9 protein-coding genes, 7 tRNA genes and 1 other RNA gene are annotated in these 18,222 nt (G+C 43.0%); 15 read left to right on the forward strand and 2 right to left on the reverse strand.

The window, feature by feature from the left end:
* Positions 1-223: 223 nt before the first annotated feature.
* The 10 genes from BIZ38_RS10805 to BIZ38_RS10850 all read left to right on the forward strand — a co-directional run bounded on the left by BIZ38_RS10805 (position 224) and on the right by BIZ38_RS10850 (position 7,668).
* Positions 224-299: transfer RNA gene (locus tag BIZ38_RS10805), tRNA-Phe, on the forward strand.
* Positions 300-369: 70 nt separating this feature from the next.
* Positions 370-445: transfer RNA gene (locus BIZ38_RS10810), tRNA-Thr, on the forward strand.
* A gap of 105 nt (positions 446-550) precedes the next feature.
* A tRNA-Phe gene (locus tag BIZ38_RS10815) sits at positions 551-626 on the forward strand.
* Between the two features lie 57 nt (positions 627-683).
* Positions 684-759, forward strand: a tRNA-Thr gene (locus BIZ38_RS10820).
* A gap of 114 nt (positions 760-873) precedes the next feature.
* Positions 874-949, forward strand: a tRNA-Phe gene (locus tag BIZ38_RS10825).
* 49 nt (positions 950-998) lie between these two features.
* A tRNA-Thr gene (locus BIZ38_RS10830) sits at positions 999-1,074 on the forward strand.
* A gap of 114 nt (positions 1,075-1,188) precedes the next feature.
* A tRNA-Phe gene (locus tag BIZ38_RS10835) sits at positions 1,189-1,264 on the forward strand.
* 616 nt (positions 1,265-1,880) lie between these two features.
* Positions 1,881-3,287, forward strand: a complete 1,407-nt coding sequence (locus BIZ38_RS10840; protein WP_187490257.1) for a TolC family protein — start codon at positions 1,881-1,883, stop codon at positions 3,285-3,287.
* A 2-nt stretch (positions 3,288-3,289) separates the two neighbouring features.
* Positions 3,290-4,588 (forward strand): efflux RND transporter periplasmic adaptor subunit, encoded by a 1,299-nt coding sequence (locus tag BIZ38_RS10845; protein WP_187490258.1) that lies wholly within the window; start codon positions 3,290-3,292, stop codon positions 4,586-4,588.
* Positions 4,588-7,668 carry an efflux RND transporter permease subunit gene (locus BIZ38_RS10850; RefSeq protein WP_187490259.1) on the forward strand — a complete coding sequence of 1,027 codons (3,081 nt, stop codon included), beginning with the start codon at positions 4,588-4,590 and terminating at the stop codon, positions 7,666-7,668. Before BIZ38_RS10845 ends, BIZ38_RS10850 begins: the two co-directional genes overlap by 1 nt.
* Before the next feature lie 534 nt (positions 7,669-8,202).
* Here the strand turns inward: BIZ38_RS10850 and ssrS are convergent.
* Positions 8,203-8,386, reverse strand: a non-coding RNA gene (gene ssrS, locus BIZ38_RS10855) — 6S RNA.
* Between the two features lie 194 nt (positions 8,387-8,580).
* On the opposite strand from ssrS, the gene BIZ38_RS10860 reads away from it, so the two are divergent.
* From BIZ38_RS10860 to nagP, 5 genes are all read left to right on the forward strand, one after another.
* A complete protein-coding gene (locus BIZ38_RS10860; RefSeq protein ID WP_054551315.1) occupies positions 8,581-9,144 on the forward strand; it encodes a UPF0149 family protein in 564 nt (187 codons plus the stop codon).
* Between the two features lie 20 nt (positions 9,145-9,164).
* Positions 9,165-10,490 carry a Xaa-Pro aminopeptidase gene (gene pepP, locus BIZ38_RS10865; RefSeq protein WP_138602358.1) on the forward strand — a complete coding sequence of 442 codons (1,326 nt, stop codon included), beginning with the start codon at positions 9,165-9,167 and terminating at the stop codon, positions 10,488-10,490.
* 8 nt (positions 10,491-10,498) lie between these two features.
* Positions 10,499-11,680, forward strand: coding sequence for a 2-octaprenyl-6-methoxyphenyl hydroxylase (gene ubiH / locus BIZ38_RS10870; RefSeq protein ID WP_187490260.1), 1,182 nt, complete (start codon positions 10,499-10,501; stop codon positions 11,678-11,680).
* Entirely contained in the window at positions 11,677-12,843 is a 1,167-nt protein-coding gene (locus BIZ38_RS10875; RefSeq protein ID WP_187490261.1) for an FAD-dependent monooxygenase, read from the forward strand. Before ubiH ends, BIZ38_RS10875 begins: the two co-directional genes overlap by 4 nt.
* Positions 12,844-13,051: 208 nt before the next feature.
* Positions 13,052-14,356, forward strand: coding sequence for an N-acetylglucosamine MFS transporter NagP (gene nagP, locus BIZ38_RS10880; RefSeq protein WP_187490262.1), 1,305 nt, complete (start codon positions 13,052-13,054; stop codon positions 14,354-14,356).
* 971 nt (positions 14,357-15,327) lie between these two features.
* Here nagP and BIZ38_RS10885 read toward each other — a convergent pair.
* Positions 15,328-17,478 carry a TonB-dependent receptor family protein gene (locus BIZ38_RS10885; protein ID WP_138602364.1) on the reverse strand — a complete coding sequence of 717 codons (2,151 nt, stop codon included), beginning with the start codon at positions 17,476-17,478 and terminating at the stop codon, positions 15,328-15,330.
* Between the last annotated feature and the right edge of the window lie 744 nt (positions 17,479-18,222).

The raw sequence follows: 18,222 nt of genomic DNA on the forward strand, positions 1-18,222 counted from the left end.
CCTTGATATTTAGACAATCCTACCATCTGTGAAGAAAAATTCATCACGTTTTTAACAGAGGTAACTCTTTTATGATGAGAGTCAATTTAAAAGCATAAAAGTTGTTGGTTAAATAAGCTAAAAACTATTGAAATCAGCAATCTTGATTGAAAACTGTGCAAACAGTTAGAATCCTCAAAAAAAAGTTGACTTGAGAAGGCAAAACCCGTTTAATACGCCGCACGCCCAGATAGCTCAGTCGGTAGAGCAGAGGATTGAAAATCCTCGTGTCGGTGGTTCGATTCCGCCTCTGGGCACCATTATTTAGTATATTGGTGTTTAACTTATGATTTAAACATCAATATCGTGCCAAGCACACAGATTTAGTGTGCCGACTTAGCTCAGTTGGTAGAGCAACTGACTTGTAATCAGTAGGTCATCCGTTCAACTCGGATAGTCGGCACCATTTATTTTTAAACGAAAGTTTAAAATGCCCAGATAGCTCACTCGGTAGAGCCATCGGGAATTGCATTGAAAATCCTTGTTGATTTTCTGCATAAAACTAAATTTTGCCCAGATAGCTCAGTCGGTAGAGCAGAGGATTGAAAATCCTCGTGTCGGTGGTTCGATTCCGCCTCTGGGCACCATTATTTGATAATCTCTTTTAAAGTGATTATAGTGCACAACGCACACGATTTAAGTGTGCCGACTTAGCTCAGTTGGTAGAGCAACTGACTTGTAATCAGTAGGTCATCCGTTCAACTCGGATAGTCGGCACCATTTATTTTAATAATTAGCATTTAGCTAATTGTTTTGCCCAGATAGCTCAGTCGGTAGAGCCATCGGGAATTGCATTGAAAATCCTTGCGGATATTCTGCATAAAACTAAATATTGCCCAGATAGCTCAGTCGGTAGAGCAGAGGATTGAAAATCCTCGTGTCGGTGGTTCGATTCCGCCTCTGGGCACCATTATTTATAATCACAACGTGATTAAGTGCATAGTACACAAATTCAGTGTGCCGACTTAGCTCAGTTGGTAGAGCAACTGACTTGTAATCAGTAGGTCATCCGTTCAACTCGGATAGTCGGCACCATTTATTTAAACATCAAGCATCTAGCTTTTTGTTATGCCCAGATAGCTCAGTCGGTAGAGCCATCGGGAATTGCATTGAAAATCCTTATGGATATTCTGCATGAAACTAAATATTGCCCAGATAGCTCAGTCGGTAGAGCAGAGGATTGAAAATCCTCGTGTCGGTGGTTCGATTCCGCCTCTGGGCACCATTAATTAAAAGCCTCGCAATCGCGAGGCTTTTTTGTTTTACCCCCTCCAAATCACGATTTTACTTCCCGTAGGCGTGAAATTTAAAGAGCTTTCAGCCGTCAGCTATCAGATTGAAAAGTTAGCGAGTTAGAAAGGGGAAAGAGTAAAGGTACGAGTTTCGAGGCCCGAGATACGAGCTGTAGGAGGCGTTTTAACGCCGAAAAAAGGAGTTATTAGATATCAGTGGTTAGAAGTTAGATTAAAACAAAAAAGCTAGAAGCTTTTAGCTGTAGGAGGCGCTTAAACGCCGAACAAAAAATTCGATTTGGTAGGGTGACCCCTTTACGAAACCAAAACCAACACCAACACCAACACCAACACCAACACTATGCTGTTAGCACCTAGCACCTAGCACCTAGCACCATTTCTACGCGATATAAAATCGCGGCTACAATTTTGAAAACTCGCAACTCGCAACTCGCAACTCGCAACTCGCAACTCGCAACTTACCTCCATTTTCCTACCATTCATCGTCGTCAAATGTCAGGCAGTGTAATGTTATGTAAAGTCAGTTGAGCAAAACTTAACGTGGTGCTTGAATTACACTCATAAATAGATGTTTTTCAGGTTTTTAGAATGAATTGGCAATATAAGCCGAGTTTATTGGCTTTAAGTGTAATTTTGCTAAGTGCATGTGCGAGTCAGCCGACTCACAATGAACGAGTTGCTGAGCTTGAGACAGTACCAAGTGCATGGCAGCAACTCCCTTCTAGCGACAAAGCGCTTGCTGTTGAAGATAACTGGTTGCAGCAATTACACGACCCTCAAGTTTTTACTTTAGTTGAGCAAGCATTAGCCCATAACCAAGCGATTTTACAAGCGGGCTATGATGTCGCGATTAAAGAGCAGCAGCTTATTGCTGCTGGGGCTGATTTATGGCCAAGCCTTGATTTATCAACACGTGCGAGCCGTAGTAAAGATAACCGCCCTGTTAGTTATAACAACGCCAGCTCAGCATCATTAGAATTAAGCTACGAAGTTGATTTATGGGGTAAATTATCAGCCTCAGAACGACAAGCAAATCTTGAATACCTAGCTGAAAAAGCCACATTTGAGCAAAGCAAACAACAATTAGTTGCTGATGTGGTAGCGGGTTGGTTTGATGTTATTACGAATCACAAATTACTTGAACTATACAAGCAGCGTGAGCAAAACGCAGAAAAAAATTTAGATATTATTGAGTCAGGTTATCGCCAAGGTTTAAATGAAGCGCTTGATGTTTATCTTGCTCGGAATGAGCTAAATACTGAGCGCTCGAATATAGCGGCGCAGCAAGCAACGTTAACTAAATCAATTCGTGATTTAGAGCGTTTAACAGGCCAATACCCAACTGGCGCGTTAAGCGTTAGTGCAGATTTACCTCTACTCGACAGTGCCATTCCACTTGGTTTACCTTCAGAGCTTATCACTCGCAAACCTGAGTTAATGGCAAGCTGGTATCAATTGCTTAGCACCGACGCTGGGCTTGCTTATGCGCATAAACAGCGTTTTCCGAGCTTAAATCTTTCTGCATCAATCAGTGATGGCACAGATAGAGTGAGCGACTTATTTTCGCCTTCAAGCTTAGCGTGGTCGCTGCTTGGTAGTATTTCGATGCCAATTTTTGAAGGTGGTCGCTTAAAAGCCAATGAAGAACAAGCAAGGTTAAACGTTAAGCGCCAAGAGCAGGCGTATCTTGCCACACTTTACGATGCCTTTAACGATGTTGAAACAGCCATCAGCCAAGAGCAAGCGCTTAAAGTACGCTACGAAAAAACCTTAGAAGCGCAAGAAAATGCCATTACCGCAGAGGCATTAGCGTTTGAACAATATCAAAGTGGTTTAGTTACCTACACCACGGTACTCGATGCACAAGACCGTTCGTTCAATGCGCAAAGTTCGGTAATCGAACTTAAAAACCAATTAATTATCAACAGAATCAACTTACATATTGCCCTTGGTGGTGATTTTAGTGAAGCAAACAGCGAAGTAGCAGAGCAATAATCATGAATAGCAAGACACGTAAAATTTTAATTCCATTGGTAGTGATCGTTGTGACGGTACTGCTTGTCATGTTTATTAAAGGCAACCCGCCTCAAGCAAACCGCTTTTCTTCACCGCCAAAAGCAAAAGTGAATGTGGCTGTTAAAACCCTAACACCAGAAACTTATCAGGTGATGATTGATAGTTTTGGCACCGTAAAGCCACGCACGCAAAGTATGCTAGTCGCGCAGGCTTCAGGGCAAATTATCGAAATTAGTGAGCAATTTCGTGAAGGTGGCTTTTTCGAAAAAGGCGATGTGTTGTTGCAACTAGATGATAGAGATCACCGCGCCGAAGTAAAATCAGCACAAGCGGCTTTATTAACCGCTGAGCAAAGCCTACTCGAAGAGCAAGCTCGTGGTCGCCAAGCAGTTACCGATTGGGAGCGCTTAGGTAAGGGCGAACAAGCAAGTAGCCTGGTACTGCGTAAGCCACAACTTGCAGCAGCCGAAGCAAGTGTATTGTCTGCCCAAGCGACGCTTGAAAAAGCGAAACTTGATTTAGAGCGTACAAAAATCACTGCTCCATACGCGGGGCGAGTTTTAAGCCGCAGCGTAGACTTAGGTCAGGTGGTGAGTAATAACATGGAACTTGCCAGTATTTATGCCATTGACCGTGTTGAAATTCGCTTACCAATCAAAAATAAAGATCTGCCGTTCATTAACTTACCAGAACAATTTCGTGATGGTGCTAAAAATAGTGCCGGTTCACTCGTTAAATTTAGCTCAGATCTTGTTGGTAAACAGCAATGGCAAGGTCAAGTTATTCGCACCGAAGGTGCCATTGATGAAAGCGCGCAGCAGCTTTATGTGGTTGCACAAATTAATGACCCTTACAAAGCCACTTCAGCTAATCAATACCCAATTAAAATTGGTCAGTACATCAAAGCGCAAATTACCGGCAAGGCGATTGAAAATGTCATTGTGATCCCAAACAGTGCTATTGATCAAGGCACCTATGTTTATGTTGAAGAGCAAGGTGTGTTGCGTCGCAAAAACATCTCACTGGCTTGGCAAAACGCGACTCAAGCTATGGTTGCCGAAGGCTTATCAGCAGGAGATCACTTAGTGATTACGCCGCTTGGTCAAGTTAGCTCAGGTACCCAAGTGACGGTAATGGGAAGCGAAGCGTATCAAGCTACACGTGGTAAAGCACAGCGTCCAAGCCGTGAAGAGCTTGAAAAGCAAGCAAAAGAGCAAGGTATTACCGTTGAAAAATTAATTGAACAACGCCGCGCTGCTCGTAAGCAAGGAGCGCAATAATGATAGCTTGGTTTACAAAGAATCATGTTGCAGCAAACTTATTGCTGATCAGCATTTTATTAGCGGGGCTATTTAGCGTATCGACGCAAATACCACTTGAAGTGTTCCCATCATTTGAAGCAGACCGCATTAGTGTTAGCGTGACCCTACGTGGCTCAACACCTGAAGATGTTGAAAAAGGTGTCGCTATCCGTATTGAAGAAGCGGTGCAAGATCTCGAAGGCGTAAAGCGCATAACTAGCCGCTCATCAGAAGGCTCTGCCTCTGTATCAATTGAAGTCGATACCGGCTATGACCCACGGGAGCTATTAGCCGATATTAAAAGCCGGGTTGATGCCATTAATACTTTTCCGGTTGATGCCGAAAAACCGGTTGTAGCCCTTGCACAGCGCACTCGTGAAGTAATAGCGGTTACTGTGTCGAGTGAATACGGCGAAAAAGAAACTTTAGAATATGCCGAACATGTACGTGATGACTTATTACGCTTGCCAGAAATCACTCAGGTAGAGCTAAGTGGGGTGCGAGATTACGAAATTGCCATTGAAGTAAGCCAAGATACATTACGCCAATATGATTTACGCTTATCGGACATTTCTTCAGCAATTAGTAATTCAAGTACCGATGTTTCTGCTGGTAACTTAAAAACCGAAGGGGGAGATGTACTCATTCGTTCAAAAGGCCAAGCCTATCGTAAAGATGAGTTTGCCCAAGTTGTGGTGAAGTACCAAGCTGATGGTACCATTATTCGCCTAGGTGATATTGCCCGTATTACCGATGACTTCGAAGAAACCCCAGTCCGTACTCGCTTCAATGGTAAGCAAGCGGCATTTATTGATGTGTATCGTATTGGTCCGCAAAGTGCGATTGAAGTTGCTGATGCGGTAAAAAATTACATTACCGAGCATCAAAGTCAGCTGCCTGAAGGATTTGAGTTAAGCTTTTGGGATGACGACTCTGAAATAGTGAAAAGCCGTATTGCGACGCTAACAACCAATGCTATTCAGGGTGGCATTTTAGTTCTTGCATTACTTACCTTGTTCTTGCGTCCTGCCATTGCGTTTTGGGTGTTTATTGGTATCCCTGTGTCATTCATGGGCGCGTTTTTAGCGATGCCAATTTTTGGTATTACGCTTAATGTTATGAGTTTATTTGGTTTTATTTTGGTACTTGGTATTGTTGTTGATGATGCCATTGTGACCGGTGAAAATGTCTACACCCACCTAAAAACAGCCGAAAGTGGTGAGCAAGCTGCTATACGTGGTACGCAAGAAGTTGCGACCCCCGTTACCTTTGGTGTACTTACAACGGTTGCAGCATTTTTACCATTAGCCTTTATCGAAGGTAACCGTGGTGCCTTATTTGCGCAAATTCCTGTTGTCGTTATTCCGGTATTACTGTTCTCTTTAATTGAGTCTAAATTTGTTCTGCCGGCTCACTTAAAGTACTTAAAACTACGAAGTGAAAAAAGTAACCCGTCAAAACTGCAGCAGTTTCAGCAGCGTTTTGCCGATGGCTTTGAACACGCCATTATGAAGTACTACCAGCCGCTACTAAATGTTGCGCTAAAAAACAAATTAGCAACGGTTAGCTTGTTCGTGGGTATTTTCTTTATCATTTTGACCCTGATCACCAGCGGTTGGACAAAGTTTATATTCTTCCCGCGTATTCCAAGTGAAACCGTTCGCGCAGAGCTAACATTCCCTGCTGGAACACCGTTTGAAGTGACCAACAAATACATCATCGATATGTCAGATAAGGCCAAAGAGCTACAAGACAAGTATCGCGATGAAGATGGTCAAAGCGTGATTTTAAATATTTTGGCAACCACAGGTGGCCGTGGTGGTTCATCAAATACAGGTAGTGTGCGCTTTGAAATCACACCAGCCGAAAAACGTGAATCAGATATTGGCTCTCGAGAGCTTGCCAGTGAATGGCGTGACCTTATTGGTATTATACCGGGCGCAGAGAGTGTAACTTTCCGTGCTGAATTTGGTCGCAGTTCAGATCCTATTGATGTGCAGCTAAGTGGCAGTTCAATCGATACCCTTGAAGCTGTAGCAGAAAAGGTAAAAGAGCGTTTAGCTACTTACCCAACTGTTTACGAAATTGCCGATAGCATGTCAGATGGTAAAGACGAGCTGCAAATTGAGCTAACAGAGCAAGGTTTGGCACTTGGTTTAAACCGTGTTGATGTATCGCAACAAGTGCGTAATTCGTTCTTTGGTGCGCAAGTTCAACGTATTCAACGTGGCCGCGATGATGTGCGTGTAATGGTGCGTTTGCCAATTGAAGAGCGTCGCTCTGTTGCTGATTTAACAGATATTTTAATTAAAACCCCAACAGGTGGCACAGTGCCATTGTCGCATGTGGCAACCTTAGTACCGGGGCAAAGTCCATCGTCTATTTATCGTATTGATCGCTATCGCACATTGAACGTGACAGCCGATGTTGAAAAATCAAATACCAATATGACAGTACTGCAAGCAGACTTAAAAACTTACTTAGATGAGCTAATGGTGCAATACCCTGGTGTTGATTACTCGCTCGAAGGTGAAGCCAAAGAGCAGCGTGAATCATTTGGTTCACTCGCTTGGGGCCTGGTGTTTGTATTCTTTATTATTTATGCGTTATTAGCGATACCGTTTAAATCATATATGCAGCCATTAATTGTGATGAGTGTTATTCCGTTTGGCATGATAGGTGCGGTAATGGGTCACTGGGTAATGGGCATGGAGTTAACCATTATGAGCCTACTTGGCATGCTAGCCTTGATAGGCGTTGTAGTGAATGACTCATTGGTACTGGTTGACTTTATTAATAAGAAGCGTGAAGAGGGCGGTGATTTACTGGAAACCGTTAAGCTTGCAGGGGCGGCACGTTTTCGCCCAGTTATGCTAACCAGTTTAACCACTTTTATTGGTTTAATGCCGTTGTTATTTGAAAAAGCAACGCAAGCACAATTCCTTATTCCAATGGCTGTAAGCCTTGGCTTTGGGATTATCTTCGCAACGCTAATCACCTTACTATTAGTGCCAGTTAATTACCTATTAATGGAGCGCTTTCAGGGATGGTTTAAGTAGGGGGCGATAGGTTGAAAACATGTGTGTTGGGTAGAGTGAAATGAAACCCAACACATAGGAGCTATCAGCTTTCAGATAAAAAGCTTTAAGTCGATCGTGCGGGTCTTTGAATTTAGATGTAGGCGTGAAATTTATTTCGCGCGGTATTTCTTAAATAACGGGTAAGTCGTAGGTCGGGCTTTAGCCCGTCAATTAAACGATTATGTGTCGTTATAAATGACGACCCACAGTGCTTGACTCATTAGCTCGTAGGTTGGTTAGAGTAGAGCGAAACCCAACGCACAGGAGCTATCAGCTTTCAGCCGTCAGCTATCAGATAAAACATATAAGGTAGTCAGTTAGCGAGTTAGCAAGGTGAAAGAGTAAAGTTAGCACCGTAGGCGTGAAATTTATTTCGCGTGAATAAGAATAATAAGTTCTTGTACAAGAGAAAAACTACAGGGAAGATTTTCGATAGCTGATAGCTGATAGCTGATAGCTGATAGCTGATAGCTGATAGCTGATAGCTGATAGCTGATAGCTGATAGCTTGTTGGTGTTCCCCAAGTATGCGGTGCCCGGTGTCAGTCCTGAAACCTTGAGGTTTCAGGGCGGGGATCTGCGGTCTACCGTAGGCTTCTCGGTACATGCCGAGCTTGCACAATAGTAAACGAACAGAAACCCTAACATAAAATTTATCGGCTCAGGGACTTAACCAAGCTCCTGCACCCTAGGGAACACCTTCAGTATATAAGACAAGTTTCAATCCTTAAACCATAGAAGTAAAAAAAGCGGATCGTTCGCGTAGTTTTTCCCCACCTTTAACTGCTTATTTACTTTTCAGATTGCTTTTTGACCTCAATCATACAATTAATTGGAGTTGCGATTTATCGAGTGGTAGCATGGCGTTACTTAGCCGAACAAAGAAAAAGTTATGAGCACGTTACCTGATTACCAACAAGCCCAATTGTTATTAGAAAAGAATGAAATTTTTGTCGCACCAGCAGAAGCCCATGGTGTGATCAGTGGTTTATTAGCCTGTGGCATCAATATCGAAGCCGACGAATACTTAGGTTTATTAAGCGATGTATTTAACGATGGCTTAGCCTTCAATAAAGATTTAAAAGCATTTTTTGCTGATGTGTATTCTCAGGTTGTTGCCAGCTTCAGCGATGAAGAATTTCAATTTGACCTATTCTTACCAAGCGACGACGAAACACTGATCGATTTAGCCAATGGCTTAGTATCTTGGGTATCGGGTTTTATGCTTGGTTTTGGTTTAAAACAAAAAGATTACGGCAAGTTATCTGCTGATGTGAAAGAAGTGATCAGCGATTTTAGTGAAATTACCCGCCTAGACACCATGTTTGAAGAGACCGAAGAAGACAGCCAAGCACTGCACGAAGTGATTGAGTATGTGCGTGTTTCTGCGCTGTTATGTTTTGCTGAGTTAGGTAAAGAGCCAGCAGATAAAAACCCTAAGAAGACCCTTCACTAATCAAATTACAGAGGTTTAGCATGTCGTCTATTGCAATCGATAAAGCTGAATTTAAAGCCCGTCGCGAGCGCTTGCTTGCGATGATGGATAAAAATAGCGTGGCTATCATTCCTGCGGCAGGAGAAGTAACACGTAGCCGTGATACTGAATATGCATTTCGTCAAGACAGTGACTTTTTCTACCTAACAGGATTTAACGAACCGGATGCGGTTTTAGTGCTTTGCCCGTCAAGCGATACACCAAGTACCCTAATTTGCCGTAACAAAGATAAACTAGCTGAAATTTGGCATGGCCGTAGAATTGGCTTCGAAAAAGCTAAATCTGAGTACTTATTCGACGCAACTTGCCCACTTAGTGAACTAGATGAACAATTATTAGATTTGGTGAACGGCCAGCAGATTTTATTTTATGCACAAGGCACTTACGCAAATTTCGATGCAAAGGTTTGGGATTTATTAAACACCCTTCGCGGCGCACCTAAAAAAGGCTATAAAGCCCCACATACTATTAAAGATATTCGTGGTTTAGTGCATGAGATGCGGTTGTTTAAATCTGACGCAGAATTAAACATTATGCGTACAGCGTGCGAAATTAGTGCACAAGGCCATATTCGCGCTATGCAGTTTGCCAAACCTGGTGCAACTGAATACCAATTAGAAGCTGAGCTTCACCACCATTATGCAATGAATGGTGCTCGTCATCCTGCTTATGGCACGATTGTCGGCAGTGGCGATAACGCCAACATTTTGCACTACACACAAAATGATGCTGAGCTAAAAGATGGCGATTTAGTGTTAATTGATTCTGGCTGTGAACTTGAAGGTTATGCGGCAGATATCACACGTACTTTCCCAATCAATGGCAAGTTTAGCGAACCACAAGCGGCGCTTTACAACATTGTATTAGCAGCTCAAGAAGCAGCATTTAGCCAAGTAAAGCCAGGCGGTAGTTTATCGAAAGCGAATGAATTAGCCTCAACGGTATTAACGCAAGGGCTTATTGATTTAGGCATTTTAACCGGTGAGCTTGATGAGCTAATGGCAAACCAAGCGTGCAAAGCATTTTACATGCATGGCCTTGGCCATTGGCTTGGGTTAGACGTACACGATGTTGGCGAATATAAGCTTGATGAAAAAGAGCGCGTATTTGAGCCGGGCATGGTGCTCACCATCGAGCCGGGTTTATATATTAGCGAAGATGCAAAAGCACCAGAGCAATATAAAGGCATCGGTATTCGTATCGAAGATAACTTACTTGTCACTCAAGATGGCCATGAAAACCTGACCATTTCGGTTCCTAAAACCATTGGTGACATTGAAGCAGTGATGCAAGCAAACAAAGGCTAGGAGCAAGCGTGGCAAAGCAGTTTGATGTTGTCATTATCGGCGGTGGAATGGCGGGTGCAAGTTGTGCACTGGGCCTAAAACAGAGCAATAAGCAGTTATCAATCGCTGTAATTGAAGCAAATGAAGTAAGCGCAGACTATCATCCTAGCTTTGATGATAGAAGCATTGCGCTGGCTCAGCAGTCTGTTCAGTACTTAAAATCAATCAATGCGTTTGATTGCCAAGCGCCATTTGCGGCAGCGATTAAAAAAGTCACTGTGTCTGATCGTGGTCATTTTGGTAAAACGCATATTGATTGCCAAGAATATGGCCATGATGCCCTTGGTTATGTGGTCGAAGTGAACCCATTTGGGCGCAGCCTTCATCAGCAACTTACGCGTACTGATGTTAGTTTGTTTTGCCCAGATACGGTTGCCAAGCTTGAATACCAAAGCGATTTTGCCAATATCACGCTAAGCTCAGGCGAGCAGTTAAGCGCAAAGCTTGTGGTGATTGCCGATGGTGCTCATTCGCAAAGCCGTAAACTGGCTAATATAGAGTTTAATACTCGCGCTTATCAGCAAGCGGCGATTATTGCTAACATCGAAGTGGCTGGTGGTCATCATCATCATGCCTTTGAGCGTTTTACTGAGCACGGCCCAATGGCCCTGTTGCCAATGAGCAATAACCGATACTCACTGGTGTGGTGTATGGAGCCTGAGCAAATTGAGCACACTATGGCGCTTGAAGATGATGCCTTTTTAGCTGCGTTACAAAAAGCATTTGGTTACTGCGGCGGCGCATTTAGCAAAGTGGGTATGCGAGCAAGTTATCCGCTTGTGTATGGTAAAGCAGAATCACTGAGCAGCCACCGTACGGTATTAATTGGTAATGCAGGGCATGCTATTCACCCAATCGCAGGGCAGGGCTTTAATTTAGGCCTGCGTGATGTGCAACTACTGTGTGATATGGCAAATAGAGACGACCTTGGTGATTACGCCTTTACCCGTTATTACAGCCAAACTCGCAGTAAAGATATTACTACCGTGATGACACTCACAGACAGCCTAGTGCGTTTGTTCTCTAACTCATCACGATTGCTCGCGCTTGGTCGCAGCATTGGCCTTTTCTCAATGGATTTATTCTCCTCGTTAAAAACCCCGCTGGCAAAACAGCTTATGGGTCAGGTTAAGCAAGGTAAACGGATATGAAACAAGCACAAGTTTGTATTGTCGGTGGTGGCTGTGTTGGCCTTACGCTAGCACTTGGTTTAGCAAAAGCAGATATCAGCGTTGTGGTGATTGATGCGAGTAAAAATCAAACCTTACCGGGTGATGATTACGCACTTCGCGTGAGCGCATTGAGCCTAGCTAGTCAGGGTTTATTTGAGTCATTAAATGTATGGCCAGAGATCATTAAACAGCGTGCTACACCCTATACGTCGATGGATGTACGTGATCAAGACAGCTTTGGCAAAATTCATTTTGATCATAACGATCTCGACTTACCGCAGCTCGGTCATATCGTCGAAAACGACATTATTCGATACGCTTTAATTAGCGAGCTTGAAAAGCAAAGTAATGCCACTTTATTGTTCGAAACCCGCTATCAGCAAATTCATCAAACCGACTCTGATGTGTTTATAACTCTAGAAAGCGGCGAGCCTGTGATTGCTAAATTATTAGTGGCGGCAGATGGGGCTAACTCAGCTATTCGTAAGCAGTTCAACATGCCAATTACTTTTAAAGATTACGACCATCACGCCATTGTTGCCACGGTTAAAACCGCTGATGAGCATAACAACACGGCACGCCAAGTGTTTTTACCAACAGGGCCGCTGGCGTTTTTACCCTTGCCAGATAAACATACGCACTCAATTGTTTGGTCAACAAGCCCTGAGCATTGCGACACACTTTTAGCACTTGATGATAGCCACTTTAATAAAGCGGTTATGGCAGCACTCGATGGCCAATGTGGTTTATGTGAAGTGCAAAGCGAGCGCATGGCGTTTCCACTAAAGATGCGTTATGCCCAGCAGTGGGTGTCGGGCAAAGTGGTATTAATGGGCGATGCAGCGCATACCATTCACCCATTAGCTGGTTTAGGTATGAACCTTGGTCTAAAAGACACCGCTTATTTAATTGAGCTATTAAGAAATGAGCAAGGCGAGTTTGCAAGTGCACGCACGCTGCGTGATTATGAACGTACTCGTAAGCTTGATGCACAAAAGCACATAGCTATGATGCAAGGCTTAAAAGAGCTATTTGCGGGCGCTAACCCACTGAAAAAGCTTGTACGTGGTGTTGGCTTAAGCCTTGTAGACAACCTTGGCCCAATTAAACATTTGTTCGCAAAAGAAGCAATTGGTAAATAACGCCTAACTAGTTGTTACTATTTAGTTTAAGCCGCAGCTAAGCAATTAGCTGCGGCTTTTTTGCACTTATATGAACGCAAAATGATAGCGCTGTCATTTTTGTTAGTGTATGATTAAATTTTTGTGATTGGTATGGAAATTAAACAGCTCTGTTGGGTTGTATACTAGTTTCCAACCAAATAAAAATAATTAAACTAAGAGAACAATTATGGAAGCAACGGTTGAGTGTGACAACAACACAAAACAAAGCATCTGGCTGCCAATGATATTGGCCGGCTCAATGTTTTTTATCTTAGGGTGTATAACGTGGCTTAATGGTGCAATTACACCATTTTTGCAGCAAATGCTTGAGCTTTCGCCGTTACAAGCTTCGTTTATCATCTCTTCTTTTTATATTGCGGTAACAGTTGCCGGTATCCCATCGGCTATGCTGATCAAGCGCGTTGGTTATAAGAATGGTATGGCGATTGGCTGTGCGATTATGGCTTTATCGGCGCTGATGTATATTCCCGCTGCGAAACTGCAAATGATCGAAATATTCTTGTTCGCACAATTAATGATAGGTGTTGGACAAACCGTACTACAAACCGCTGTTAACCCATACGTGGTTAAAATGGGTTCTGAGAAATCAGCCGCTGTGCGGGTGTGTATTATGGGCTTATTAAACAAATTTGCGGGTGTGATCGTGCCTGTGATTTTTGCTGCTGTAGTAGTAAGCGGTGTTGTTGATGGCGCAGGTAAATTATCGCAAGAGCAAAAAGACATGATGGCAAATAGCCTGATTATGCCTTATGTGTTGATTGCTGCTTTAATCATGTTATTTGCTGCCTTTGCGAAATTTGCACCATTGCCTGACTTAGTGTTTGATGAAGACGAAACATCAAACGGTAAAGGTGAAATTAAAGAAACCCTAGCACACCCTCACTTAGTTTTAGGTGTAGTGGGTATTGCGCTATACGTTGCTGTTGAAGTTATTGCCGCAGACACCATTGGCTCGTACGCTTTACAAATTGGCGTTGCTGACTACTCAGTTATGACCTCTTACACCATGGCGTGTATGTTGATTGGTTACGCGATTGGTATTTTGACTATTCCACGCTTTATGAGCCAACAAACGGCATTATTAATGTCGGGTATTGCCGGTATTATCACCGTGTTGTTAGTGGTACTTGGTAGCAATGACTCGTTCATTATTTCAAACCTATTATTAGTGCCATTTGGTGGCCCACAATTACCAGACCCATTGTTATGCATTGCATTATTAGGCTTTGCTAATGCCATGGTTTGGCCTGCAATCTGGCCACTGGCTTTAGCTGGCTTAGGTCGCTTAACAGGCACTGCATCTGGCTTACTGATCATGGGTATTGCTGGTGGTGCACTTGGCCCATTATTAATCGGTTTAGGGAACGTAGCAGGCCTAGGCGCACAAGGCGCTTACATTGTGATGATCCCAAGTTATGTATTCATTTTATTCTACGCCTTAAAAGGCCATAAGATGAAAAGCTGGAAATAACCCAGCAAACTAATTTTTCAAGTTAGGCAAAGCCGCAGTACGCCCATCACCGCGGCTTTTTTGTGGGTAAACTAAAGCTAACAGCTTTCAGCCGTCAGCTATCAGATTGAAAACAAAGTAGCTGAAATGCTCACCTGTAGGCGTGAAACTTATTTCGCGCGATGCTTATCTAAACCACAGAAGTAACACGTAGGTCGGGCTTTAGCCCGTCAATGTTAGCGATTATGTGTCGCCATAAATGACGACTTACAGTGCTTGATTCATTAGCTCGTAGGTTGGCTAGAGCGGAGCGAAACCCAGCGCTTGGAGCCATCAGCTTTCAGATTGAAAAGTTAGCGAGATGGGAGTTGTAGGAGGCGTTTTAACGCCGAATTCGTAGCAGCGGGTTTACCCCGCGTAATTTACTGTTTTTTCTGTGGTTCACTATTTTTTGCACAAAGAGAAAACAATGAGAAAAGAATGAGAAAGACCATAAGATTTTGTTGTTTTTCCTCTAAAGCACAGCGCCTCTTATCCTCTTTGTGATTATTATTTTAAATTATGTTTTCTCTATGTAACATGAAGCATCTCGGTGTTCTCTGTTGTTCAATTTTTTTCACAAAGAGAAGGCAATGAGAAGTGAATGAGCAACCCAATAAAACTATTAGTTACTTTCCTCTAAAGCGCAGCGCCTCTTATCCTCTTTGTGATTATTATTTTAAATTATGTTTTCTCTATGTAGCGCGAAGCGCCTCGGTGTTCTCTGTTGTTCAATAATTTTTTGCACAAAGAGAAGACAATGAGAAGTGAATGAGTAACCCAATAAAACTATTAGTTACTTTCCTCTAAAGCGCAGCGCCTCTTATCCTCTTTGTGAATATCCATTGAGTTACGCGATATAAAATCGCGGCTACTAACTTGCTAACTCACACCCACAAAAAAGCCGTGGGATTTTCATCACACGGCTTTTGATATTTCGCTAAGTCGTTTTATTAGAACGAGTAGCTGTAACCTAGTTGTAGGGTACGTGGTTTACCTGGTTGAATACCGCCGTTTGCGCGGTTTGCAACGTAGGTTTTGTCAAACAGGTTATCTACTGTTAGGTATACTTTTTGTTTGTCGTCGATTAGGTATTTAGCTGCTAAATCCCATACAACGCGGCTGTCGATTGCATTGCGACCTGAGTCTGTTAAATCTGCGTGAGCATCAGACACATAGCGCATTTGCGTATCGAATACGAAGCTTGAGAACTCAGCACCCATCGAAAGCGCTAATTGGTTTTCAGGCACGTATGGCATTGCATCGCCTTTTTCTACGCTACCCCAAAGATCTGATTCAAACGCATTGTCGAACTCAGAATCAGTGTAAGTGTAAGTTAAGCGAACAGGGAATGAAGCTGCGTTAGTAGCAAACACTTTACCTGCGCTTAGCTCAAAACCAGACACAGATACTTCACCGTAGTTGTATTGATCGCCAATATTGTCATCGCTACAACCTACAGCTGCAGTACAGTTACCGTGCATGTTTGTGTAGTCAGAGTTAAAGTAGATTACTTCACCTTGAATGCCCGCGTAATCGTAACGACCACCTAGCTCAATGTTAACACTCTCTTCTTCTTCTTGATCCGCATTACCAGGGGCTGCTGGTGCGTAACCTTTTTGAATACCAGCAAGAAGCGTTAAGTTATCGCTTACAGTGTAAGTCGCACCTAGTGATGGTACTAAGATCTCAGTGTCGTTGCTGATATCTTTTGTTAGGCCATTTTCACGGTTAGGATCAGACTTAGCCCACTCAACACGTTTGATTGTGATGTCTTCGTAGCGAAGACCTGCACTAATGACTAATGCATCAAGTGACCACTCATCTTGAATGAATAGGGTAGTTGCTTCAGCGCTATCTAAACGGTTGCTGTTTGAACCTGGAACGCCTTTTTCTGTAAGCGTCATTGATAGGTCTTGGTTAAGCGTGTACTTGTCTTCCCATTGGAAACGATCCATTTCATCTTCGTGGTAACGTGCACCAACTGTGATGTAGTGGTTGCCCGCAGGGATATGGAATTCAGTTTGTAAGCCTTTCGCTTGGTAATCACGGTTATTCGCTTTTACGCCAATACCTTCAATACCTTCGCTTGTTGGGTTTGCTTCAAACTCGCTGTATTGCTCAAGGTAGCTGCTGCTTACTTTGCTTGCTTTATACCAGTTACGGTGGAAGTCGTTTAGGTAAGCTGTAGCAAGTAGCTCGTAACCTTTACCAAAACGATATGCATAGTTGATTTGGTATGCATTGTGTTGTGTGTTCATTTCATCGTTTTGCGATGCTGCATAACGACGGTAAGGGTTTTCTTGGTAATCAGCGTCAGTTAAGCCCATGTAAGTTTCGTCAGAGCGTTCGTCTGAGTACTTTAACTTCATTTCTAGGCTGTGTGCTTCGTTATCACCAAAGTCAAAACCAAACTTTAATAAGAAATCATTCTTTTCGAAGCCAGTGTTGTCGCTACCAACTGGTAAATCTTTAAAGCCATCAGCACCGTAAGTGAATACTTCTACAAGGCCCGCAGCATTGTTTTTCTTTTTACCGAAGTAAGCATGACCTTTATAGAAGCCATCGCTACCAAGTTCAGCATTAAGTAAACCTTTAGACCCTTCAGTTGGTAAGCTACGAGAAACTAAGTTTAAAACACCGCCTGTTGTACGTGGGCCATACTTAACAGACGCTGCACCTTTAAGTACTTCGATAGACTCCATACGACCCATAGTAGGGAAGTAGTAAGCAGAAGGCGCTGAATAAGGTGCTGGTGCTACAAGTACACCATCTTCCATTACAGAGATTTTGTCGTTACGACCTGTACCCGTACCACGCATACCGATGTTAGGACGAAGGCCATAGCCGTCTTCTTCTTGTACATATACACCCGGTACAGCACTTAAAACACGTGAGATATCAGTATATTCAAACTTTTCTAGTTCTTGCTCATCAATAAAAGTAGCAGAGCCAGGAATATCGTTAATTGCAGATGCAGAGCCAATTACAGTGATTTGCTCGAAGTTTTTCTCTTCTTTAGTTACATCTTTTGCAAAAGCATTAGCGCTTAAAGATAAAGCGACCGCAGTCGAAAGCGTAGAAACAATAAACTTAGGTGTCATTGTGAGTCCTGTATATGTTTAGATATTTTTAACAGGCGCAATTAAAACATGTAAAAAAATGCGAATCAATCCTATTTGTAATAAAACAGGTCTGAACTGTAAGTCCATGAATTGAGGGGGTTATAAGGAATACAGTAGTATTGTATTACGATATTGAGTTTTGGTTTGGTGTTAAGTAAAACTTAATGAGTGCAGCTGTCAGCTCGTAGGTTGGTTAGAGCGAAGCGAAACCCAACTTTGGAGCAATCAGCTTTCAGCCCTCAGCTTTCAGATTGAAAAGTTAGCAAAAGTATAGGGGAAAGTTTGCGAGATACGAGGAACGAGATGCGAGTTGTAGGAGGCGTTTTAACGCCGAAAAAAATGGTGATATTAGATATCAGTGGTTAGAAGTTAGATTGTGCCTGCACATAGTTAAATTGAAATGCATACCCGTAGGCGTGAAATTTATTTCGCGCGATGCTTATCTAAACCACAGAAGCAAGATGTAGGCCGGGCTTTAGCCCGTGAATGTTAGCGATTATGTGTCGCCATAAATGACGACTTACAGTGCTTAACTCATTAGCTAGTAGGTTGGTTAGAGCGGAGCGAAACCCAACGTTTGGAGCCGTCAGGTATCAGATTGAAAGTTTGCGAGATACGAGGAACGAGATGCGAGGTGTAGGAGGCGTTTTAACGCCGAAAAAAGTAAAGGGGAAGGTATTCCAACCCCAAAAAAATATTCTGTTAGCCCCTAGCCCCTAGCCC

This window comes from Pseudoalteromonas sp. BZK2 (assembly GCF_014349195.1).
GTDB classification, from domain to species: Bacteria; Pseudomonadota; Gammaproteobacteria; order Enterobacterales; family Alteromonadaceae; genus Pseudoalteromonas; species Pseudoalteromonas simplex.

Bases quoted from the DNA above. Each gene is read 5' to 3' on its own strand.
- BIZ38_RS10840 (WP_187490257.1), top strand. From the start codon at position 1,881: ATGAATTGGCAATATAAGCCGAGTTTATTGGCTTTAAGTGTAATTTTG.
- BIZ38_RS10845 (WP_187490258.1), top strand. From the start codon at position 3,290: ATGAATAGCAAGACACGTAAAATTTTAATTCCATTGGTAGTGATCGTT.
- BIZ38_RS10850 (WP_187490259.1), top strand. From the start codon at position 4,588: ATGATAGCTTGGTTTACAAAGAATCATGTTGCAGCAAACTTATTGCTG.
- BIZ38_RS10860 (WP_054551315.1), top strand. From the start codon at position 8,581: ATGAGCACGTTACCTGATTACCAACAAGCCCAATTGTTATTAGAAAAG.
- pepP (WP_138602358.1), top strand. From the start codon at position 9,165: ATGTCGTCTATTGCAATCGATAAAGCTGAATTTAAAGCCCGTCGCGAG.
- BIZ38_RS10875 (WP_187490261.1), top strand. From the start codon at position 11,677: ATGAAACAAGCACAAGTTTGTATTGTCGGTGGTGGCTGTGTTGGCCTT.
- nagP (WP_187490262.1), top strand. From the start codon at position 13,052: ATGGAAGCAACGGTTGAGTGTGACAACAACACAAAACAAAGCATCTGG.
- BIZ38_RS10885 (WP_138602364.1), bottom strand. From the start codon at position 17,478: ATGACACCTAAGTTTATTGTTTCTACGCTTTCGACTGCGGTCGCTTTA.